This is a genomic window from Aeromicrobium sp. CFBP 8757 (genome assembly GCF_014841755.1).
Lineage (GTDB): Bacteria > Actinomycetota > Actinomycetes > Propionibacteriales > Nocardioidaceae > Aeromicrobium.
Genome location: NZ_JACYUM010000001.1, coordinates 515,008 through 537,494, shown reverse-complemented (window position 1 = coordinate 537,494; position 22,487 = coordinate 515,008). Strand labels below are relative to the sequence as shown.

The following is a 22,487-nucleotide window of genomic DNA, read 5'->3' as shown; positions in this document are numbered from 1 at the left end:
TCAGTTGTCGGCCAACGTGCGGCCGACGTAGCGGGCGACGGCGCCGACGGCGGCCATCGTCGCGGGATAGTCCATGCGGGTGGGTCCGACGGTGCCGAGCGTCGCGAGCGCGAGGTCGTCGGCCCCGTACGCCGACGAGACGACCGCCGTGCTCGACAGCCCCTCGTGCCCCGTCTCGGTGCCGATGCGCACCGAGAGGCCCGTCGTGGCCTCGCCGAGCAGCCTGAGCAGCACGACCTGCTCCTCCATCGCCTCGAGCACCGGCTTGATCGCGGTGTCGAAGTCGCTGCCGAAGCGCGCCAGGTTGGCGGTGCCGCCGACCGCGATGCGCTCGTCGGACCGCTCGTTGCTGAACGTCTGCGTCAGCGTCGTGACGATCGACGTGACGACGGGACGGTCGTTGACCGCGAACGTCTCGATCAGGTCGGCCAGCTTGAGGGACGCCTCGGGGAGCCGCTCGCCCATCGTCGCGCGGGTGATGCGGGTGCGCAGATCGGCGACCAGGTCGTCGGTGAGCGTCTCGACGAGCTCGATGATGCGCTGCTCGACGCGGCCGCTGCTGGTGATGACGACCAGCAGCACGCGCGACCCCTCGAGGGCGACGAGCTCGATGTGGCGCACCGTCGAGCGGGTCAGCGACGGGTACTGGACGATCGCGACCTGGTTGGTCAGCTGCGCCAGCACCTTGACGCTGCGCTGCACGACGTCGTCGACGTCGACCGCGCCGGTCAGGAACGTCTCGATCGCGCGGCGCTCGGCCGGGGTCAGCGACTTGACGGTCGACAGGCGGTCGACGAACAGCCGGTAGCCCTTGTCGGTCGGGATGCGACCGGCGCTGGTGTGGGGCTGCGTGATGTAGCCCTCGTCCTCGAGCACGGCCATGTCGTTGCGGACCGTCGCGGGCGACACGCCCAGCTGGTGCCGGTCGAGCAGCGAGCGGGAGCCGACGGGCTCCTGCGTCGCGACGTAGTCCTCGACGATGGCGCGCAGGACGTCGAGTCGGCGGTCGTCTGACATCGGTGCCCCTCTCGTCGGGCTCGGTCGGGCCTGCTCGTGATGGTGGCCGGTCGTCCAGCGCGTCGCGTTGGCACTCTCACCGGCCAAGTGCCAGTCTAACGACGTGGAGGGAATCAGCGAGACCCCTGACGGGCACGTCATCGTCACAGGCGGTGAGCGTTCCCTCACATACGCGCCCCGACGGGTCACGGTCGACGACGGCACCGTCGTCGCGCACGAGTCGCAGGGCGGCGAGATGTCGTCGGTCTGGGCCGCCGACCTGGGCGGTCCGTTCTTCGTCGAGGTCGCCCACCTGGGCGACGGACCCGTGGGCGGCGAGCTGGTCATGACCGTGACGCACATCGGCCCCGACGAGACCCGACGCTTCGTGGCCCTCGGCGACCTGTGGGCCGCCGACCTTCCGGCTGCCGCCGCGCGGGGCTGGGCCGTCTGGGCCGCGGCGGTCGACCTCGCGCTCGGCCTGCTCGACGGCGACGTCGCGCTGCTCGGCACCGGCGTGGACGGCGCACCGCTGACCAAGGACGACGTCGAGGACCTGCACCAACGACTCCTGGGAGCCCTGCATGGTTGACCGTTACGGCAGCGACGTCCTGTCCGGCGACTGGAAGAAACCGCCGCGAGGACGCTCCGAGGAGGTCGTCGTCGAGCGCGGCATGATCGTCGAGGACGCCACCAGCGGCTTCTGCGGCGAGGTCATGGCCGTCGAGAAGGACCTCGGCATGATGATCCTCGAGGACCGCCGCCTCAAGCGTCGCTCGTTCCCCCTCGGCCCCGGCTACCTGCTCGAGGGCAAGCCGGTCGTCCTGCGTCCGCCGTCGGCGGCGACCAAGCAGACCGCGACCCGCACGGCGTCGGGGTCGCGGGCCGTCCACGGCGCGAAGGCGCGCGTCGCGCTGCCGAGCCGCATCTTCGTCGAGGGCCGGCACGACGCCGAGCTCGTCGAACGGGTCTGGGGCGACGACCTGCGCATCGAGGGCGTCGCGGTCGAGTACCTCGGCGGGATCGACGACCTGTCGTCGATCGTCGACGACTTCGCCCCGACCGCCGAGCGGCGGCTCGGCGTGCTGGTCGACCACCTGGTGCCGGGCTCGAAGGAGACGCGCATCGCCGAGCAGGTGTCGGGACGCCCGCACGTGCTGGTGGTCGGCCACCCCTACGTCGACGTCTGGCAGTCGGTCAAGCCCGCCCGCCTGGGCATCGAGAAGTGGCCCGTCATCCCGCGTGGCCAGGACTGGAAGCACGGCATCTGCCGCTCGCTCGGCTGGCCCCACACCGACCAGGCCGACATCGCCCGGGCGTGGAAGCACATCCTGAGCCGCGTCGACTCCTACGCCGACCTGGAGCCCGAGTTCCTCGGGCGGGTCGAGGAGCTCATCGACTTCGTGACGGCCCCCCGGGACTGAGCCGCTGCCCCGTCCCGGACGGGCGCTACGAGATCGTGACGGCCGACGTGCCGAGCAGGCGGTCGGAACCGGCCGTGCCCGGCGTGTTCAGCGCGTACACGAACAGCACCGTCGGGCCGCGGGTCGCGAGCGTCGTGTAGCGCTCGAACCGGAAGAACTCCGTGCTGAAGCGGTACTGCTCGACGCCGGGCGTGCCGACCGGACCGCCGACCGTCACGAGGTAGCTGCGCTGCCCCGCCTCGACGTCGGGCTCGTTGGCGGTCGCCGACAGACGCACGACGCCGTTGCCCTCGCCCCGCGCCCACAGCATCGCACCGGCGGGAGACCCGTCGGTGTCCTTGAAGTGGATGAACCCCGACGGCCAGGCGCTGCCCTTGCGCTTGAGGACGCGCCACATGAACGTCCCGCCGAGGTGGTCCTCCGAGATCACGATCGAGCCGTCCGACCGGACCGCCTCGACGTACGCGACGTGGCCGCCCTTCGAGGCGCCGTGGTAGCGCGGCTTCCACCACGCCACCGAGCCGACCTTGGGCGTCCGGCTGACCGGGATGCCGGCCTTGCGCGCCGCCGAGCCCCACGTACCGGAGTCGTTGGCCCCGGGCGGACGCGGCACGGTCCGACCGTGCGTCAGCCGGTAGGCCACGTAGTTGGTGCAGTTGTGGCCGGCCCGCATGCTCCAGAACGACCGCCCGTACACCGGCGCGTAGCCGCCGTGGGCCCGCCCCTCGGCGGCACACGCCCGGAACCCCTTGCACAGCGTCGTCGAGCTGGGTGCCGCCCCCGCGGGCCCCGCCATCACGACCGCCGTCGTCATCATCATCGTCGCGACCGCCACGAGCGCAAGAAACGCCCGTACCAGCCGATGTGCGTGGCACATCGCTCCCTCACCGCTCTCCCTGGTACTTCATCGAGCCCACTCCCACGGGCTCGCTCCCTGGCGTCAGACTAGGTGGTAACTCGGTGTGACGCGCGCGAATCAGTCGACGAGCTGGCGGACCACGGCGTCGGCGAGCAGCCGACCCGTGCGCGTCAGCACCAGGCGGTCGTCGCCGAGCGTCACGAGATCGCGGTCGAGGAGGTCCGGCACCTGCGACCGCGCGCCGTCGCCCAGCGCCGACACCGACAGCCCCGACCGCAGCCGCGTCTCGAGCATGATGCGCTCGACGTGCGCCGTCGCGGCGTCGATCGACTCGCCGTCGTGCCGTGCGCTGCCGTCGGCCGCCAGCCGCTGCGCGTAGGCCGCGGGGTGCTTGACGTTCCACCAGCGCTCCCCCGCCACGTGCGAGTGCGCTCCGGGGCCGATGCCGAACCAGTCGTCGCTGTGCCAGTACAGGAGGTTGTGACGGCACTGGGCCGCCTCGTCGCGCGCCCAGTTCGACAGCTCGTACCAGCCGAGGCCGGCTTCCGTCAGCAGGTCGTCGGCCAGCAGGTACTTGTCGGCCGTCTCGTCGTCGTCGGGCATCACGACCTCACCGCGGCGCACCTTGCGGGCGAATGCGGTGCCCTGCTCGACGATCAGGGCGTACGCGCTGACGTGATCGGGCTCGAGGGCGACGGCCTGCTCCAAGCTCGTGCGCCAGTCGTCCATCGACTCGCCCGGCGTGCCGTAGATCAGGTCGACGCTGACCTGCTCGAAGCCCGCCTCGCGCGCCCACCGGACGGCCTGCGGGACGCCGGCGGGGTCGTGCGTGCGCTCGAGCGTCGCGAGCACGTGCGGGACGGCCGACTGCACGCCGAACGAGATGCGGTTGAAGCCGCCGGCCCGCAGCGTCGCCAGCGACTGCGGGGTGACCGAGTCGGGATTGGCCTCGGTCGTGACCTCGGCACCGTCGAGCAGACCGAACGAGTCGTCGACGGCGCGCAGCATCCGCACGAGGTCGCCGGCCGGCAGCTGGGTCGGCGTGCCGCCGCCGAAGAACACCGTCTCGACGGGGCGCCCTCCCCCGGCCGGCCCCGAGGCCACGATCTCGCCGATCGCGGTGTCGGCGTACGAGGCGCGCGTGGCACCCTCGCCGAGCTCGTCGGCGGTGTACGTGTTGAAGTCGCAGTACCCGCAGCGCACCGAGCAGAACGGCACGTGCACGTAGACGCCGAGAGCCCGGCCCCGCGTCGTCGGGGTCGGGCTCTCGGCGTGTGGCACCCGCTAAGCGTAGAAGCCGTCGAGGATCGCCTTGTTGTTGGCTTCGACGACGTTGCGCTTGACCTTCATGCTGGGGGTGATCTCACCGGACTCGATCGACAGGTCGTGGTCGAGGATCGCGAACTTCTTGATCGTCTCCCAGCGGTTGACCTTGGCGTTGAGCTCGTCGATCTGGCCCTGGACGACCTCGCGCATCTGCGGCGAGCTCACGACCTCGGTGTACGACTTGCCCTCCATGCCGTGGTGCGTCGCCCACTCGGCGACCGCGTCGGGATCGAGGGTGATGAGCGCCGAGCAGAAGTTGCGCTCGTTGCCGTGCACCAGGATCTGGCTCGTCAGGGCGCTGATGCCCTTGAACATGCCCTCGATGTGCGGCGGGGCGACGTACTTGCCGCCCGAGGTCTTGAACAGCTCCTTCTTGCGTCCCGTGATGAACAGGAAGCCGTCCTCGTCGATGCGCCCCTCGTCGCCGGTGTGCAGCCAGCCCTCGTCGGTCAGCGTCGACGCGCTCTCGGTGTCGAGGTTGTGGTAGCCGCGCATGACGTGCGGGCCCTTGATGAGGATCTCGCCGTCCTCGGCGATCTTGGCCTCGCTGCCCGGGAACGCCATGCCCACCGAGCCGATCTTGAAGTTGTCGGGCTGGTTGACGAATGCGCCGGCCGAGTTCTCGGTCAGGCCGTAGCCCTCGAGGATTAGGACGCCCGCGGCGTGGAACCACTCCGCGATGTCGGGAGACAGGGCCGCCGCGCCGGAGATGAAGAACCGCACGCGGCCGCCGAAGCGGGCACGCACCTTGGAGAACACCAGCTTGTCGGCGAGCGCGAACTGGGCCTTGAGCACCGGCGAGACGGGCTGGCCCGACCGGATGGCGCGCGAGTGCGCGAGGCCGACCTTCTCGGCCCAGCGGAAGATCTTGAGCTTGGCCCCGCCCTCGGCCTCCGTCATGCCGATGATGCGGCCGTACGCCTTCTCGAAGATGCGCGGCGCGGCACCCATGAACGTCGGCCGGACGATCGCGAGGTTGTCGACGATCCGCGGGACGCGGCCGTCGATCGCGGTCGCGAAGCCGATCGCGAGCTGCGTCGACAGCAGCACCTTGCCGAACGAGTGGGCCATCGGCAGCCACAGGAACTGCAGGTCGTCCTCGGTGAGGATGTCGGCGGCCACCATGACGTAGCCCTCGTAGACCCAGCCGTCGTGCGCGAGGCGGACGCCCTTGGGCCGTCCCGTCGTGCCGGACGTGTAGATCAGCGTCGCGAGCGAGTCGCCGGTCAGGGCCGCGACGCGGTCCTCGACGACGGTCGGGTGGTCGGCGAGGTGCTTCTCGCCCAGCGCCTCGAGGTCGTCGAAGCTGATGACCCAGTCGCCGTCGGTGGTGCCGTCGAAGACGACGACCTTGCCGACCGACGGCAGCTCGGAGTGCTTGGCGCGGAGCTTGGCGACCTGCTCGTCGTCCTCGGCGAACACGACCTTGCTGTCGGAGTCGGCCAGGATGTAGGCGACGTCGTCGGCCATCGTCGTCGGGTAGACCGTCGTGGTCGCGGCGCCGGCGGCGTTGATCGCCAGGTCCGACAGGACCCACTCCAGACGGGTGCCGGACGCGATCGCGACACGCTCCTCGGACGCGATGCCGAGCGACACGAGGCCGGCGGCCAGGCGCGTGACGCGATCGCCGGTCTGGCTCCACGTCAGCGACTGCCACGTCTCGTTGGCGTCGGGGTACCGGTAGGCCTCGCGGGAGCCGCTCTTCCTCACTCGGTCGAAGAACATCGCGGACACGCTGGTCGGGCGACCCTCGATCACGGCGAGCTGTTCGGGGGTGACGGCAGGAGCAGGCATCTGGTGATCCTTCGCTGTACGTACTGGGGGAATGTGGTGCCGATCACCTTAACCTACTGGCCGGTCACCTCGGCCGGTCGTTGCGACGTTCACCCAACCGGCGGGCGACGAACGAGTCGATGCGCGGCTCGTCGGCGAGCCGCGGGATCAGGGCCCGCTCGGTCGTCAGCGCGCGGAACAGCAGCTCGACCGTGATGTCGTGGTCGCGGCGCTCGACGACCTCGATCACGTCGCCGGTCTGGACGGGCCCCTCCTCCAGCACCCGCAGGTACGGGCCGGGCCGGCGACCGGCCATGAACCGTCGCACCCACTGCGCCTCGTCGAGGAAGCCCTGGAAGACCGAGCACGGGATGCGGACGCCCGCGATCTCGAGCAGCGCCCCGCCGACCCGCCAGCGGTCGCCCGCCCTCGCACTCGTCAGGTCGATGCCCTCGGTCGTCAGGTTCTCGCCGAACTGGCCGGGCCGCAGCGTCCGACCGAGCTCGTCCGACCACGCCTGCAGGTCCTCGGCCGCGTAGGCGTAGACCGCCTGGTCGGGCCCGCCGTGGAACACCTGGTCGGCGATCTGGTCGCCCGCCAGCCCCACGACGTCGACGTGCACGGGCCCCTCGACCGGGCGCTTGTCGATCGCGCTGCGTCCGAGCTTGCCCCACGGCACGTCGACCGTCCGCCCCACGTTGACGGACACGAGACGGGCTGGCATGGGTCGAGGCTATCGCCGAGAAGAGCCGAGGTGCGCCGCGGATGGCATCGTGGACGCATGACGGATCGAACGGACGTGGTCGTGGTCGGCGCTGGGCTCGCAGGGCTGGCCTGCACCGCACGGCTGCAGCAGCTCGGCGTCGACGCCCGCCTGCTGGAGGCCTCCTACGCGGTGGGCGGCCGGGTGCGCACCGACGTCGTCGACGGACACCTGTGCGACGTCGGCTTCCAGCTGCTCAACCCGGCGTACCCGGCGGTGCGGGAGCTCGTGGACGTCGACGCCCTGCACCTCCAGCCCTTCGCCGCCGGGGTGCGGGTGAGACGGGGCGCCGGCGCCGTCACGCTCGGCGACCCCCGCCGTGAGCCGCGGCTGCTGGCCTCGACCCTGCGCAGCGGTCTGCTGCGGCCCAGGGAGCTGGCCGGCCTGGCGCGCTGGGCGGCGCCGATCCTCGGCGGCGAGCGGCGCATCATGCGGGGCGACGACACCACGCTGGCGGGCTCGCTCGACGCGGCCGGCGTGCACGGCCCCCTGCGCGAGCAGGTGCTGGAGCCGTTCCTCGCCGGCGTCCTGGCCGACGACACCGGCGTCACCTCGGCCCGGTACGCGCGTCTGCTGATCCGGTGGTTCCTGCTCGGCACGCCCGCCCTGCCACGCGACGGCATGCGGGCCCTGCCGGCCCAGCTCGCGACGACGCTGACGCGACCGGCCGAGACCGGCACACGCGTGGTGGGGATCGACCGGACGTCGGCGGGCGTCACGGTGCGCACGGCGTCGGGGTCGGTCGACGCGCGCGCGGTCGTGGTCGCCACCGACGTCGACGACGCGACGGGCCTGGGTGTCGTGCCGGCCGCCCCGACCGGCGGTCTGGTCACGTGGTGGTTCAGCGCGCCTGCGGGCCTGCCGCAGGACCGCCTCCTCGTCGTCGACGGCGATCGCGGTCCCGTCGTCAACTCGGCGGTCGTCTCGGCCGCCGCCCCCAGCTACGCCCCGCCCGGGCGCGACCTCGTGCAGGTGACGACGCTGGCCGGAGCCGGACTCCCCGACGCCGCTGCGCTGGCCGAGGCGGCGCGGCTGTGGCGCGTCGACGTCGCCGGCTGGGACCTCCTGGTGCGCCACGACGTCGTCCGGGCGCTGCCGAGGTCGACCCCGCCCCTGGACCTGCGGCGGCCGTCCGACGTCGGCGGCGGCGTCTTCGTCTGCGGCGACCACCGCAGCACGCCGTCGATCCAGGGTGCGCTCGCATCCGGGCAGCGGACGGCCCGCGACGTGGCCACCGCCCTCGGGGCGCGCTGACGCCCGTCCCGGGTCGGGACCCGTCGGCCTACTTCTTGTCGACGTCGCCGGTCGAGAGCGCGGCGATGAACGCCTCCTGGGGGACCTCGACGCGGCCGACCATCTTCATGCGCTTCTTGCCCTCCTTCTGCTTCTCGAGCAGCTTGCGCTTGCGGCTGATGTCGCCGCCGTAGCACTTGGCGAGCACGTCCTTGCGGATCGCGCGGATGTTCTCGCGGGCGATGACGCGCGCACCGATCGCGGCCTGGATCGGCACCTCGAACTGCTGGCGCGGGATGAGCTCCTTGAGCTTGCCGGCCAGCGAGACGCCGTACCCGTACGCGTTGTCGCGGTGCACGATCGCGCTGAACGCGTCGACGACCTCGCCCTGCAGCAGGACGTCGACCTTGACCAGGTCGGACGCCTGCTCGCCCGTCGGCTCGTAGTCGAGCGACGCGTAGCCCTTCGTGCGGCTCTTGAGCGCGTCGAAGAAGTCGAACATGATCTCGCCCATGGGCAGCGTGTACTTGATCTCGACGCGGTCCTCCGACAGGTAGTCCATGCCGATCAGCACGCCGCGGCGCGCCTGGCACAGCTCCATGATGACGCCGATGTAGTCGGACGGGCTGAGCACCGTCGCCCGGACGACCGGCTCGAGGACCTTGTCGATCTTGCCGTCGGACGGGTACTCCGACGGGTTGGTGACGACGATCTCCTTGCCGTCCTCCATCTCGACGCGGTAGACGACGTTGGGCGCGGTCGAGATGAGCTCGAGGTTGAACTCGCGCTCGAGGCGCTCGCGGACGATCTCGAGGTGCAGCAGGCCGAGGAAGCCGATGCGGAAGCCGAAGCCCAGCGCGCCGGACGACTCGGGCTCGTAGACCAGTGCCGCGTCGTTGAGCTGCAGCTTCTCGAGCGCGTCGCGCAGCGTCGGGTAGTCGTCGCCGTCGAGCGGGTAGAGGCCCGAGTAGACCATCGGGTTGGGGGTCTTGTAGCCGCCGAGCGGCTCGGTCGCGCCGCGGATGTTGGACGTCACGGTGTCGCCGACGCGCGACTGCCGCACCTCCTTCACCCCGGTGATGAGGTAGCCGACCTCGCCGACCCCCAGGTCGGGCGCCTTGACGGGCTCGGGCGAGATCACGCCGACCTCGAGCATCTCGTGCACCGCACCGGTCGACATCATCTTGATCTTGTCGCGGTGGCTGAGCTTGCCGTCGACGACGCGGACGTACGTCACGACGCCGCGGTACGTGTCGTAGACCGAGTCGAAGATCAGCGCGCGCGGCGGGGCGTCGGGATCGCCCTTCGGCGGCGGGATCTCGTCGACGATCAGGTTGAGCAGCTCCTCGACGCCCTGGCCCGTCTTGGCCGAGACGCGCAGGACGTCGTCGGGGTTGCCGCCGATGATGCCGGCGATCTCCTCGGCGTACTTCTCGGGCTGGGCGCCCGGCAGGTCGATCTTGTTGAGCACCGGGATGATGTCGAGGTCGGCGTCGATCGCGAGGTACAGGTTCGCCAGCGTCTGCGCCTCGATGCCCTGCGCGGCGTCGACGAGCAGCACGGCTCCCTCGCACGCCTCGAGGCTGCGGCTGACCTCGTACGTGAAGTCGACGTGGCCCGGGGTGTCGATCATGTTGAGGACGTAGACCTCGCCGGCGTCGTCGCCGCTGCTCTTGACGAACGGCATGCGCACGGCCTGGCTCTTGATCGTGATGCCGCGCTCGCGCTCGATGTCCATGCGGTCGAGGTACTGGGCCTTCATGTCACGGCCGTCGACGACGCCGGTGTGCTGCAGCATGCGGTCGGCCAACGTCGACTTGCCGTGGTCGATGTGCGCGATGATGCAGAAGTTGCGCAGGACCTTCGGGTCGGTGGCCCCGGGCTGGGGGACGGGGCGGGTGCTCATGATGAGACATTCTCCCATCACCCGGCGCGGGATCGTGCCGCGAGGCGCACCCGGTCACCGATTTGAGAGCACGGGCCACCGACTGATAGAGTTGGCGGTCGCGTGCCTCGGCACGTCCACACATCTCTGGGCACCGTCTGCGTGCCGTCTTCATCGTCGAGTACAACACCAAGAGAAGTAGGTCTCCCCCGTGGCGAACATCAAGTCGCAGATCAAGCGCAACCGCCAGAACGAGCTGGCTCGTGAGCGCAACAAGTCCGTGCGCTCCGCGCTGAAGACGGCCGTTCGCCGCTTCGAGGAGGCCGTCGCCGCGGGCAACACCGACGACGCCAAGAAGTTCGCCAGCGTCGCGACGCAGAAGCTCGACAAGGCGGCCTCGAAGAAGGTCATCCACAAGAACCAGGCGGCCAACCGCAAGTCGGCCATCTCCAAGAAGGCCGCTGCGCTCTGATCGCGCCGGCCTGACACAGGCCCCGCTGTCGACCGACAGCCACCGCAACGCCCCGGCTCACACCGGGGCGTTCGTGCGTCCCGCGTCCTGGCGTCTCGGCGCGGACGACGTGCCGTACGTCGAGACCAGCCGCACGACCGCCTCGAGCGGGCCGCGGCGCGCGAACGTCAGCCAGACCGTGGCCAGGGCGCACAGCACGACGACCTGCAGCAGCCAGTCGCCGTAGCTGCCCAGGCGGGCCGTGGGGTCGTCGCCGGCGTTGGCACGGACGGCCAGCCGCCAGCTCCAGAGCACGTGGACGGTGTAGAGCGTCAGGGTCATTGCGCCGGCCGCCCGGACGGGTCGCAGCACCAGACGCGCCCACGGCACCCGGGCGACCAGCGCGCAGAGCCCGATCACCACGAGCGCCGAGCCGATCGCCCCGAGGACGTTGAGCGGGCGCGAGGTGTGCTCGCCGACGAGCCACAGCTCCTTCCACGTGGCGGGCTCGTACGGGTAGGCGCTGGAGACGAACAGCTGCCGCCAGCCCTGCACGTACCACTCGTCGAAGACGCCCCGCGAGATCGCGACGGCCCCCGCGGCGAGCGAGCCCGCCAGCAGCACGACTCCCCCGCCCAGCACCGCGACCGCGACGCGTGCACGCCCCAGGTCGAGCCGTCCGATGCCGAGGCCCACCAGCACGTACGCGAACCACACCCCGGCGGGGTAGGCACCCCACACGACGAGCTCGGTCAGCAGCGACCACGGCGGCACGACGTCGGACAGCTCGGCCTGGTCGGCGACGACCGGTGCGTGCGCGATCTGCAGCCACAGCAGCAGCACCGGCACCACGACGGCCCAGACCAGCCCCAGCCCCAGCAGCACGCGGGCCCGCAACGGACGGAACGGCAGGGCCACGACGATCATCAGGCCGTAGAACGCCAGGATCACGTACACCGGCATCTGGTCGAGCGAGCCGAGGCAGAGGCCCAGCACCACCAGGATCGCCGCCCGGATGCCGGTCGCCCGCACCGACCCGGCGCCGTGCGGGTCGCGGCGGTGCACCAGCGACAGCGCGACGCCGGCGAGCATCGCGAACAGGGGCGCTGCCCGGCCGCTCGCGATCATCTGGCCCACGGGCGGGTCCTCGCCCACCCACGAGGGCCCGAGGTGGACGAACATCATGCCGATCAGTGCCAGGCCGCGCGCGAGGTCGACGGCGTCGACCCGGCTCGCCCGCGTGCCGACCACCTACCGCCTCCGGCGCGCGGCGACGGCGAGCACCATCCGCTCGACCGCGAACGCGGGGTCGGCGGCCCCGCCCTTGACGTCGAGATCGGCCTGCGCGACCGCGGCGATCGCGCCCGCGAGGCCGGCGGCGTCCCAGCTGCGCAGCTGCGCCCGCATCGACCGGATCTTGAACGGCGGGGCGCCGATGTGGGCGGCGAGCTCGTTGTCGCGCAGGCCCTCGGGCGCCCCCGACAGCTTGGCCAGCGACCGCAGGCCCGTCGCGAGGGCCGACGTGATCAGGACCGGTGCGACCTTGGCCGACTCGGCCCACCGCGCCTGCTCGAGCGCGACGTCGATGCGTCCGTCGATCGTGGCGTCGGCGATCTCGTAGCCCCGCACGTCGGCGCGTCCGCCGAAGTACTGCTGCACCAGCGACGTGCTGATGTGCGCGCCCTGCTCGAGGTTGGCGACGAGCTGGTCGGCGGCGCCCGCGAGCGCCCGGAGGTCCTGCCCCACCGCGGCGACGAGGTACGTCGCGGCTTGCTCGTCGATGCGGGCGCCGAGGTCGCGCACCTCGGTGAAGACCCAGCGGGCGTAGTCGCGCTCGTACTTGGGCTGCTCGACCTTGACCTCGCTGACGACCGAGGCCTTGCGCAGCTTGTCGAGCAGGCCCTTGCCCTTCTGGCCGCCGCTGTGGACCAGCACCACGGCGATGTCGGGCGACGGCTCTGCGACGTACGCCAGCAGCTCGCCCTGCGCCACCTCGGGGAGGTCCTGCAGCTCGGTCAGCACCAGCGCGCTGGCGTCGCTGAAAAGCGACGGGCTCGTGAGGCCCGCGAGCTCGCCGGCCTGCAGGCCCGAGGCGGTCGTCGTCGCGACCTCGCAGTCGGGCTGCTCGGCCGTGACGACCTTGACGGCCTTGGCCCGTGTGCGGTCGGCGAGGAACTCGGCATTGCCGGTGATGAGCAGGATCTTGCCGAATGCCGAGGCCACCTGGCGATCCTAGCCTCGACTCACGACGGACATCCGGCCGTCGCGCACGACGACCGCGATGTCGCCGTCGCGGTCGGTGCGCCACCACGCCGTGCCGTCGTCCCGCAGCATCGCCAGCAGCGCGGCGGTCGGGTGGCCGTAGTCGTTGTGCTCGCCGACGCTGATCGTCGCGATGCGCGCGTGCGCCGCCGCGACGAAGCGGGGCTCCTGGTCGGCGCTGCCGTGGTGGGCGACCTTCAGGACGTCGGCCGCGACGTCGGCACCCGAGCGCAGGATGCGTTGCTGCGCCTCCGCCCCGACGTCGCCCGTCAGCAGCAGCCGCACGCCGCGCACCGTCGCGCGCAGCACGACGCTCACGCCGTTGCGGTCGCCGGCGGGCGGCTCGTCGGCCGGCGGCCACAGCACCTCGGCCGACGTCTCGCCCAGCGCGAACGACTCCCCCGCCTCGGCCACGTGACGCGGCACGCCGCGGATCGGCGGCCCACCCGACGTGCCGACCACGACCTGGTCGACCCGGCGCCCCTCGACGGCTCCGCGCCAGCCGTCGACGTGGTCGGCATCGCCGTGCGTCAGCACCAGCAGCCGCACGGTGCGGACTCCCAAGGACGTCAGGCACCGGTCGACGGGGGCGTCGTCCTCGCCGACGTCGACCACGACGGCCTGGCCGGGACCCACCGGCAGCACCGTCGCATCGCCCTGGCCCACGTCGCAGCTGACCATGACCCAGCCGGGCGGCGGCCACCCGGTCTCGGGCGGACGCCAGATGCCGACGGCGAGCCCCAGCACGAGGCCCACGAACAGCACGGGACGGGACGCCATGCGCACGGCGACCCACGTCGCCACCGGCACCACGACGAGCAGGACCTGCCACGGGGCGTGCCACTCGAACGACGAGGCGTCGAGGCCTGCCGCGGTGTGCCCCACCGTCAGGATCCAGCTCGCGCAGGCCCCCGCGGCCGTGCCGCACACCTGACCCAGCGGCGCCCACACGAGGGCGAGCAGGCCGCCGACCAGACCGGCGACGGTCGCGGGTGCGACGGCGGGCGCGGCGAGCAGGTTGGCGAACACCGCGACCAGCGAGACCTCGCCCGACAGCGCCGCGAGCGCCGGCGTGCACACCAGCTGCGCCGCGAGCGGCACGCCGATCGCGAGCGCGCACCACCGCGGCATCCACGCCTCGAGCCGGCGCGCGAAGACCGGTGCCAGCACGAGGATGCCGGCCGTCGCGCTGACCGACAGCACGAAGCCCGCCGACCTCGACAACCACGGGTCGAGGAACAGCAGCCCGACGACGGCCCAGCACAGGGCCCGCAGGCCGCCGTGCGAGCCCAGGCCGAGCGCGGCGACGCCGACCGCGCCCATCGCGGCGGCCCGCACGACGCTGGGCTCGGGACGTGCCAGCAGCACGAAGGCCGCGATCGACAGGAGCCCGACGACCCACAGGCCCCGCCGTCCGAGGCCCCCGGCACGCGCCACCGCCATCGTCACGCCGAGCACGATCGTCAGGTTGGTGCCCGAGACGGCCGTGAGGTGCGTCAGCCCGCTGCGCCGGAAGTCGTCGTCGACGGCGTCGGTGATGCCGCCCTCGTCTCCGTCGACGAGCGCGGGCACGAGCCCGCGCGGCTCGTCCGACAGGTGTGAGACCGACCGCCGGACGCCCTCGCGGACGTGCTCGGACGCCTCCCACCACCACGCCGCGCCCATCGCCGGGCCGATGCGTCCGACCCTGATCGTCACGCTCTCGTCGGACCGGTCGGACGGCGCGAGACGTCCCTGCACCACGAGCCGCCGACCCACCACGAGGCCGTCGGGGCGCCCGTCGACGAACGCCGTCGCCGCATCGCGCACCCGCAGGTCGAGGTCGCCGGCCGCGACCCGCCGGACGACGACGCCCACGACGGTCGACGCGACGCCCCGGCGCTCGATCGTGCGCGCGTCGCTGCTGACCTGCACCTCGAGGGTCACGAGCTGCCCGCTGCGGGCGAGGTCGGCCAGGGGCGAGTGCTCGACCGTCGCGAGCCGCCACGAGCACGAGACCGCCACGGCGGCCACGCAGACCGCGGCCAGCGCGAGCGGGACGACCTTCCGGCGCCACGAGGCCGCGACGACGACCACCGCGGCCGTGCCCACCACGGCGGCCGTCACGGACCCCGACGTCACGAGCCACGCCGCCAGGCACCACAAGGCCACGGCCCCCGGCACCATGCGCCCGTCGTGCGTCACACCACGACGAGGTCGCGCAGCTCGGCCAGCGTCGCGTCGCCGATGCCCTTGACGTCGAGGAGGTCGTCGACCGAGGTGAAGCGACCGTTGGTCTCGCGCCACGCGAGGATCGACTGCGCCGTCACGGGTCCGACACCGGGCAGGGTGTCGAGCTGCTCGGCGGTCGCGGTGTTGAGGTTGACCTTGGCCGCCGCGCCGCCACCCGGCCCGACGCCACTCACGGCTCCACCCGGGGCGGGGGCCGCCGCGTCCACCGGCTCGAGGCCCACCAGCACCTGCTCGCCGTCGGTGAGCTCGCGGGCCATGTTGAGCGTCGTGGTGTCGACGCGGCCCTTCAGGCCACCCGCAGCCTCGATCGCCTCGTAGACCCGTGACCCCTTCGGCAGGGTCACGATGCCGGGGCGACGCACCCGACCGACGACGTCGACGATCAGCTCGGCAGGATCGGTGGTCGGCGGCGAGGCCCCCGCCGCCGACGACGACGACGGCGCCGACGAGCCGAACGCCAGCGGCGCGACGGGCTCGCTCGTGCGGGGTCGCCCCGCGAGCAACCACCACACCAGCAGCACCGACGCCGCGACGGCGACGACGGCCAGCGCCCGGGCGTGCGGGACCTCGAGCCGGCGGCGCTGCGGCGCGTCGGGCTCCTCGACCGGCGGGAGCTCGGCGTCGAACGACGCCGCGAGGCGCGCGAGACGCCGCCGCGCGATGTCGGCGCGGGTCTCGTCGAGCGGGTCGTCTCGGTGCAGCGGCTTCACACCTCGAAACTAGGCACCGCCGGACGTCCGCGGCAGTCGTCCGACGCCCGCTGTGGACAACCTCATCCGGCCGCCGGACCGGTGGGGACCGCACGCCGTCGGGCGAGCGCCTGGGCTCAGCGCGGCGTGATCGTCACGGAGATCATGCCGGGGCCCACGTGGGCGCCGATCGCGGCGCCGACCTCGTCGACGGGGATCGACTCGACCGCCAGCGACGACGCGAGCCGCTCGGCGACCGCGGTGGCGGTCGCCAGGCTCGCGAGGTGCTGGACGCCGATGTCGAAGCCGGCCTCGCACGCCCCGGCCGTCTCGACCGCCAGCGCCTCGAGCCGGGCCAGTGCCTTGGCCTTGGTGCGGACGCGCTCGAGCGGGACGACCGCGCCGTCCGCGATCGTCAGGATCGGCTTGACCGCCAGGGCCGAGCCGATCAGGGCGGCCGCGGCCCCGACCCGTCCGCCCCGGCGCAGGTACTCGAGGGTGTCGACGTAGATCAGCACCGACGAGGCCTCGCCGGCCCGCCGTGCGGCGTCCGCGACGCCGGCGGCGTCCTCGCCCGCGTCACGGGCCCGCGCGGCGCGGCCCGCCGCGAAGCCCGTCGCGATGCCGACCTGCGTCGAGTCGATGCACGTGACCGGGACGGACGACTGCTTGGCGGCGAGCTGGGCCGACTCGAGCGTGCCCGACATGCGTCCGCTGAGGTGCACCGAGACGACCGACTCGGCGCCGTCGGCGGCGAGGCGCTCGTACACCGCGAGGAAGTCGTCGGGGGTCGGCCGCGAGGTGCTGACCGGGACGAACGCGGACAGTGCCTCGGCGATCATGTCGGCGGTGACGTCGTCACCCTCGGTGTAGGTGTCGGCACCGATGATGACCTGCAGCGGGACGACCTCGATGTGCTCCCGCTCGGCGTCGTCCGGCGACAACGAGGACGTCGAGTCCGTCACGATGCCGATCATGGCCCCAGCCTATCGGTACGTGTCCCAGATCACGTCGTCACCACGGGGCGAAGGCCCCCCGCGCTCAGACGACGATGCTGACGAGCTTGGGGGCCTTCACGATGACCTTGCGGATCTCGCGGCCGTCGATCGACCGGACGACGTTGGGCTCGGCCAGGGCCAGCGCCGTCAGCTCGTCGTCGGTGACGTCGGGGCTGACCTCGAGCTTGCCGCGCACCTTGCCGAGCACCTGCACGACGCACGTGACCGACGACGACGTCAGGTGCGCCGGGTCGGCCTCGGGGAACGACGCGCGGATCAGCGACTCGTCGTGGCCGAGCCGCGACCACAGCTCCTCGGAGACGTGCGGTGCCAGCGGTGCCAGCATCAGCACGAGCGGCTCGACCGCGGCGCGACTCGTGACGCCGGCCTTCGTGAGGTGGTTGGTCAGCTCGATCAGCTTGGCGACCGCGGTGTTGAAGCGCAGGTTCTCCATGTCTCCGCGGACGCCGTCGATCGTGGTGTGCAGGACGTGCAGCGTCGCGGCGTCGAGGTCGGCGTCGTCGACCAGCGACTCGCCGGTCTCCTCGTCGACCAGCAGGCGCCACACCCGCTGCAGGAAGCGCTGCGACCCCACGACCGCGCGCGTCTCCCACGGGCGCGACACGTCGAGCGGGCCCATCGACATCTCGTACACGCGGAACGTGTCGGCTCCGAACGCGTCGTACATCTCGTCGGGCGTGACGACGTTCTTCAGGCTCTTGCCCATCTTCCCGTACTCGCGGGTGACGGGGCTGCCGTCGTGGAAGAACGAGCCGTCGCGCTCCTCGACCCCGGCGGCGTCGACGTACACGCCGCGCTCGTCGGTGTACGCGTACGCCTGGATGTATCCCTGGTTGAACAGGCGGTGGAACGGCTCCTCGCTCGTGACGTGCCCGAGGTCGAACAGCACCTTGTGCCAGAACCGCGCGTAGAGCAGGTGCAGCACGGCGTGCTCGACGCCGCCGACGTACAGGTCGACGCCGCCCGTGCCGCCGGGCGTGCGGGGGCCGAGCCAGTAGCGCTCGTTCTCGGGGTCGGTCGCGGCCTCGGCGTTGTGCGGGTCGGTGTAGCGCAGCTCGTACCACGACGACCCGGCCCAGTTGGGCATCGTGTTGGTCTCGCGGCGGTACTGGCGCGGCCCGTCGCCGAGGTCGAGCGTCACGTGCACCCACTCGTCGGCGCGCGCCAGCGGCGGCTCGGGGTTGCTGTCGGCGTCGTCGGGCGCGTACGTCTTGGGCGAGTAGTCGGGGACGTCGGGCAGCTCGACCGGCAGCATGTGGTCGGGCACCGCGATGGGCTGGTCGGACTCGTCGTAGACGATCGGGAACGGCTCGCCCCAGTAGCGCTGGCGGCTGAACAGCCAGTCGCGCAGGCGGTACGTCGTGGTGCCCTCGCCGGCGCCGTGCGCCTCCAGCCACGCCACGACGGCGGCCTTGGCCTCGGTCACGCCCAGCCCGTCGACGTCGAGGTCGCCGTGCGACGAGTTGATGGCGGGACCCTCGCCCAGGAAGACCCCCTCGTGGCCCTCGGGAGCCTGGATCGTCGGGACGATCGGCAGCCCGTACGCCGTGGCGAACTCGTGGTCGCGGGCGTCGTGCGCCGGGACGGCCATGATCGCGCCGGTGCCGTAGCCGGTCAGCACGTAGTCGGCGATGAAGACCGGGACCTGCTCGCCGTTGACGGGGTTGGTCGCGTACGAACCGGTGAAGACACCGGTCTTCTCCCGGTTCTCCTGGCGCTCGACGTCCGTCTTGGCCGCGGCCATGGCGCGGTAGGCGGAGACGGCCTCGGCGGGCGAGTCGACGCCGTTGGTCCAGCTGCGCGGCGTGCCGGTGGGCCACTCGTCGGCGACGATCGCCGACACGAGCTCGTGCTCGGGGGCCAGGACCGCGTACGTCGCGCCGAACAGGGTGTCGGGACGCGTCGTGAAGACGTCGAACGACGTCGCGGCGGCCTCGACCTGGAAGCGGACGCGGGCGCCGTGCGAGCGTCCGATCCAGTTGCGCTGCATGTTCTTGACCGACTCGGGCCAGTCGACGCGCTCGAGGTCGTCGATCAGCCGGTCGGAGTACGCCGTGATGCGCATCTTCCACTGGCGCAGGTTGCGGGTGAACACCGGGAAGTTGCCGCGCTCGCTGCGACCCTCGGCGGTGACCTCCTCGTTGGCCAGCACGGTGCCGAGGCCCGGGCACCAGTTGACGGGCGACTCGTCCACGTACGCCAGGCGGCGCGAGTCGATCAGCAGACGCCGCTCGAGGGGCTCGAGGTCGGCCCACCCGGCGCCGTCCGGCGCGGTGCGCGCGCCCGACTCGTACTCGGCGCGCAGCTCGCTGATCGGGCGGGCGCGCTGCTGCTCGTCGTCGTACCAGGACTCGAAGATCTGCACGAAGATCCACTGCGTCCAGCGGACGAAGTCGGGGTCGATCGTGGCGAAGCTGCGGCGCGGGTCGTGCGCCAGGCCGAGGCGGCGCAGCTGGCGTCGCATGTTGGCGATGTTGGCCAGCGTGTTGGTGCGCGGGTGCTCGCCGGTCTGGACCGCGTGGATCTCGGCGGGCAGGCCGAACGCGTCGTAGCCGAGGGCGTGCAGCACGTTGTCGCCCCGCATGCGGCGGTAGCGCCCGACGACGTCGGTGGCGATGTAGCCGAGCGGGTGCCCGACGTGCAGTCCGGCACCCGACGGGTACGGGAACATGTCCATGATGAAGTACTTGTCGCCGAGCGGCTGACCGTCCTGCGTCGTGCCGGCGAGGTCGCCCACGGGGTTGGGGGCCTCGAACGTCCCCTCGGCGTCCCACCGGTCCTGCCAGCGTCGCTCGATGTCGCCGGCCAGGTCACTGGTGTAGCGGTGGGAGGCGGAGGTCTCGTCAGGCGTGGTCACCGCCCGAATCCTACCGGGGGCTCCCCCCACCCCCGCCGACGAGTCACGCACGCCCGCCCGCGAGTCACCCACGCCCGGCGACGAGTCACGTACGCCGGACGGCCACGAACCCGCGGTGACTCGTCACGGGGCACGAGCGACTCGTCGGCGGTCAGGTGGGGTCGGCGGGGACGACGACGGGGCGCAGGCGCGCCCACGCCGCGAAGGCGATCGCGACGACCAGCATGCCGATGCCGCCCCACAGGTTGATGTTGAGGCCGTCGCCGCGCGCCAGCTCCTCCTCGGTCGCGTTGAACAGCCCGAGCAGGATCAGGATGATGCCGTAGGCGCCCAGCAGTCCCCCGATCACGAATCGGATGTCGAACACGCCCGCCTTCTTCTTCTGCTGCTGCTCACTCATGGCGATCTCCTAGCGGAACATCAGGTTGAGGACGATGACGATGGCCAGGCCGATGCCGGCGAGCTTCGTCGGGGACTGGTACCAGGGCAGCGAGCCCTCGTCGGGGTCGACCAGCGACTCCTTGGGCGTCAGGGAGTACACGAGACCTTCGAGCTCCTTCGGGTCGCGAGGCCTGGTCATGAAGGTCACGATCACGCTGACGACGATGTCGACGACGAACGCCGCACCGGCCGCGGCGAAGCTCGCGCCCTGGCCCGACAGCTCCAGCACCCCGGTGCTCGCCCCGCCGAACGCGTCCTCGCTCAGGAACGCGACCGCGACAGCGGCGGCGGTGCCCGCGACCAGGCCCGTCCAGCCCGCCGTCGCCGACATCCGCTTCCAGAACATGCCGAGGATGAAGGTCGCGAACAGCGGCGCGTTGAAGAAGCCGAACAGCGTCTGCAGGTAGTTCATGAGGTTGTCGTAGTTCGACGCGAAGTAGGCCGTGCCGATCGCGATGACGGTCGCCGCGACCGTCGCGACGCGCCCGACGCCGAGGTAGTAGCCGTCGGGCCGGTCCTTCTTGACGTACTGCTGCCACAGGTCGTACGAGAACACCGTGTTGAACGCCGAGATGTTCGCGGCCATGCCGGCCATGAACGACGCGAGCAGGCCGGCGATCGCGACGCCGAGCATGCCGTTGGGCAGCAGGTCGCGCATCAGCAGCAGGATCGCGTCGTTGTACGTCGCGCCGCCGGCGTCGCCCTGACCCGACTTGAGGTTGGCGATCTCGGGGATGATGATCGCCGCCGCCATGCCGGGGATGATCACGATGAACGGGATGAACATCTTCGGGAACGCGCCGATGATGGGCGCGCGCCGCGCCGACGACAGCGAGTCGGACGCCATCGCCCGCTGCACCTCGACGAAGTTGGTCGTCCAGTAGCCGAACGACAGCACGAAGCCCAGGCCGAACACGATGCCGATCGTCGACAGGACCGGGTTGTCGATGCCCGTCAGGTCGGTGCCGGGCCACGACGACAGCTGCTCGGGGCCGGGCTGCACCTTGTCCTTGATGCCCTGCCAGCCGCCGACCTTGTGCAGCGCGATGATCGTCAGGGGCGTCAGGGCCGCGACGATGACGAAGAACTGCAGCACCTCGTTGTAGATCGCGGCCGACAGGCCGCCGAGCGTGATGTAGCTCAGCACCACGATCGCCGCGACGATCAGCGAGACCCACAGCGGCCAGCCGAGCAGCCGGTTGACGATCGTCGCGAGCAGGTACAGGTTGATGCCCGCGATCAGCAGCTGCGCGATCGAGAAGCTCAGGGCGTTGACGAGGTGGGCGCCGGTGCCGAAGCGCCGCCGCATGAACTCGGGGACGCTGCGCACGCCGGAGCCGTAGTAGAACGGCATCATCACGATGCCGAGGAACAGCATCGCCGGGACGGCGCCGATCCAGAAGTAGTGGAACGTCGCGACGCCGAACTCGGCGCCGTTGGCCGACATGCCCATGATCTCGACGGCGCCGAGGTTGGCCGAGATGAACGCCAGCCCCGTGACCCACGCCGGCAGCGACCGCCCGGACAGGAAGAAGTCGAGGCTCGACGACACCTGCCGCCTGGCCAGCACCCCGATCCCGAGGACGACCGCGAAGTACAGCGCGATGATCGTGTAGTCGAAGAAGTCGGCGTTGAGCCTGAACGTGTCGTCTGCTGCCCGAAGCATCGGGACCCCCGTCTCGTGCGGGTCGCGGCCCCCGCGGCCGACCCACCCGGGGACGTTACTCCCGACCGGTCAGGGACGCATGTCAGCCCCGGCCGCGGCGTCGAACGAGTCGGCCAGCCGGCGCAGCAGCCGCACGAGGTCCGCACGCTCGCGCCCCGAGAGGCCGGCCAGCATCCGCGCCTCGTTCGCGAGGTGGGCGGGGTAGGCGTCGTCCATCAGCGCGATGCCCGCCGTCGTGAGGCGGACGCGCCGCCCGCGGGCGTCGGCCTCGTCGACCCGACGCTCGACGAGGCCGAGCCGCTCGAGCCGGTCGAGCCGCTTGCTGACCGCGCCCGACGTCACCATCGTGCGGGCCCCCAGCTCGGACGGCGTGAGCTCGTACGGCGTCCCGTCCCGGCGCAGCGTCGCCAGGACGTCGAAGTCGCCGTCGCCCAGACCATGCTCGGCGAACACGGGGCGCCGCAGATCGTCGGCCTGGTCGGCCAGACGCGAGAGGCGTCCGATGACGTGCAGGGGCGACGAGTCGAGGTCGGGACGCTCGGCCGCCCACTGCCCCACGATCGTGTCGACGTGATCCTCGGCGCTCATGGGTTGATCATACCTTCCCCGGA

At 71.8% G+C, this 22,487-nt stretch carries 19 protein-coding genes; 4 read left to right on the top strand and 15 right to left on the bottom strand.

The features are described 5' to 3' along the window. Positions 1 to 1,017, bottom strand: coding sequence for a heat-inducible transcriptional repressor HrcA (hrcA, locus tag IFT73_RS02615; protein ID WP_056607373.1), 1,017 nt, complete (start codon positions 1,015 to 1,017; stop codon positions 1 to 3). Between the two features lie 103 nt (positions 1,018 to 1,120). On the opposite strand from hrcA, the gene IFT73_RS02610 reads away from it, so the two are divergent. Then, positions 1,121 to 1,588, top strand: coding sequence for a hypothetical protein (locus IFT73_RS02610; protein ID WP_192166257.1), 468 nt, complete (start codon positions 1,121 to 1,123; stop codon positions 1,586 to 1,588). Beyond that, complete coding sequence (locus IFT73_RS02605; protein ID WP_056607369.1) at positions 1,581 to 2,420, top strand: DUF3097 domain-containing protein; 840 nt, start codon at positions 1,581 to 1,583, stop codon at positions 2,418 to 2,420. The genes IFT73_RS02610 and IFT73_RS02605 overlap by 8 nt, the downstream gene beginning before the upstream one ends. Before the next feature lie 25 nt (positions 2,421 to 2,445). Here the strand turns inward: IFT73_RS02605 and IFT73_RS02600 are convergent, their stop codons facing one another. From IFT73_RS02600 to IFT73_RS02585, 4 genes are all read right to left on the bottom strand, one after another. Continuing rightward, a complete protein-coding gene (locus IFT73_RS02600; RefSeq protein ID WP_192166256.1) occupies positions 2,446 to 3,255 on the bottom strand; it encodes a CHAP domain-containing protein in 810 nt (269 codons plus the stop codon). 141 nt (positions 3,256 to 3,396) lie between these two features. Continuing rightward, entirely contained in the window at positions 3,397 to 4,560 is a 1,164-nt protein-coding gene (gene hemW / locus IFT73_RS02595; protein WP_192166255.1) for a radical SAM family heme chaperone HemW, read from the bottom strand. Between the two features lie 3 nt (positions 4,561 to 4,563). Continuing rightward, positions 4,564 to 6,399, bottom strand: a complete 1,836-nt coding sequence (locus IFT73_RS02590; protein ID WP_192166254.1) for a long-chain fatty acid--CoA ligase — start codon at positions 6,397 to 6,399, stop codon at positions 4,564 to 4,566. A gap of 64 nt (positions 6,400 to 6,463) precedes the next feature. Further along, positions 6,464 to 7,102: an MOSC domain-containing protein gene (locus IFT73_RS02585; protein WP_192166253.1), complete on the bottom strand. Its 639-nt coding sequence runs from the start codon at positions 7,100 to 7,102 to the stop codon at positions 6,464 to 6,466. Between the two features lie 57 nt (positions 7,103 to 7,159). Between IFT73_RS02585 and IFT73_RS02580 the strand changes: the two genes are divergently transcribed. Further along, entirely contained in the window at positions 7,160 to 8,395 is a 1,236-nt protein-coding gene (locus IFT73_RS02580) for an NAD(P)/FAD-dependent oxidoreductase (protein ID WP_192166252.1), read from the top strand. A gap of 28 nt (positions 8,396 to 8,423) precedes the next feature. Here IFT73_RS02580 and lepA read toward each other — a convergent pair whose 3' ends face one another. Next, positions 8,424 to 10,280, bottom strand: a complete 1,857-nt coding sequence (gene lepA, locus IFT73_RS02575; protein ID WP_056607358.1) for a translation elongation factor 4 — start codon at positions 10,278 to 10,280, stop codon at positions 8,424 to 8,426. 190 nt (positions 10,281 to 10,470) lie between these two features. Between lepA and rpsT the strand changes: the two genes are divergently transcribed. After that, entirely contained in the window at positions 10,471 to 10,731 is a 261-nt protein-coding gene (rpsT, locus tag IFT73_RS02570) for a 30S ribosomal protein S20 (protein ID WP_192166251.1), read from the top strand. A gap of 57 nt (positions 10,732 to 10,788) precedes the next feature. Here the strand turns inward: rpsT and IFT73_RS19485 are convergent, their stop codons facing one another. From IFT73_RS19485 to IFT73_RS02525, 9 genes are all read right to left on the bottom strand, one after another. Then, positions 10,789 to 11,961 (bottom strand): DUF418 domain-containing protein, encoded by a 1,173-nt coding sequence (locus IFT73_RS19485; RefSeq protein ID WP_192166250.1) that lies wholly within the window; start codon positions 11,959 to 11,961, stop codon positions 10,789 to 10,791. Further along, positions 11,962 to 12,933, bottom strand: a complete 972-nt coding sequence (gene holA / locus IFT73_RS02560) for a DNA polymerase III subunit delta (protein WP_192166249.1) — start codon at positions 12,931 to 12,933, stop codon at positions 11,962 to 11,964. Positions 12,934 to 12,942: 9 nt separating this feature from the next. Then, positions 12,943 to 15,156 (bottom strand): ComEC/Rec2 family competence protein, encoded by a 2,214-nt coding sequence (locus tag IFT73_RS02555; RefSeq protein ID WP_192166248.1) that lies wholly within the window; start codon positions 15,154 to 15,156, stop codon positions 12,943 to 12,945. Then, positions 15,153 to 15,914 (bottom strand): ComEA family DNA-binding protein, encoded by a 762-nt coding sequence (locus IFT73_RS02550; RefSeq protein ID WP_192166247.1) that lies wholly within the window; start codon positions 15,912 to 15,914, stop codon positions 15,153 to 15,155. Before IFT73_RS02550 ends, IFT73_RS02555 begins: the two co-directional genes overlap by 4 nt. A 116-nt stretch (positions 15,915 to 16,030) precedes the next feature. Next, positions 16,031 to 16,870, bottom strand: coding sequence for a DegV family protein (locus IFT73_RS02545; protein WP_192166246.1), 840 nt, complete (start codon positions 16,868 to 16,870; stop codon positions 16,031 to 16,033). 64 nt (positions 16,871 to 16,934) lie between these two features. Continuing rightward, a complete protein-coding gene (leuS, locus tag IFT73_RS02540) occupies positions 16,935 to 19,769 on the bottom strand; it encodes a leucine--tRNA ligase (protein ID WP_192166245.1) in 2,835 nt (944 codons plus the stop codon). 151 nt (positions 19,770 to 19,920) lie between these two features. Continuing rightward, on the bottom strand, positions 19,921 to 20,169 hold the full coding sequence (locus IFT73_RS02535; protein WP_192166244.1) for a hypothetical protein: 249 nt from the start codon (positions 20,167 to 20,169) through the stop codon (positions 19,921 to 19,923). A 9-nt stretch (positions 20,170 to 20,178) separates the two neighbouring features. Continuing rightward, complete coding sequence (locus IFT73_RS02530) at positions 20,179 to 21,876, bottom strand: sodium:solute symporter family protein (RefSeq protein ID WP_192166243.1); 1,698 nt, start codon at positions 21,874 to 21,876, stop codon at positions 20,179 to 20,181. A 69-nt stretch (positions 21,877 to 21,945) separates the two neighbouring features. Then, positions 21,946 to 22,464, bottom strand: coding sequence for a MarR family winged helix-turn-helix transcriptional regulator (locus tag IFT73_RS02525; RefSeq protein ID WP_192166242.1), 519 nt, complete (start codon positions 22,462 to 22,464; stop codon positions 21,946 to 21,948). Positions 22,465 to 22,487: the final 23 nt, after the last annotated feature.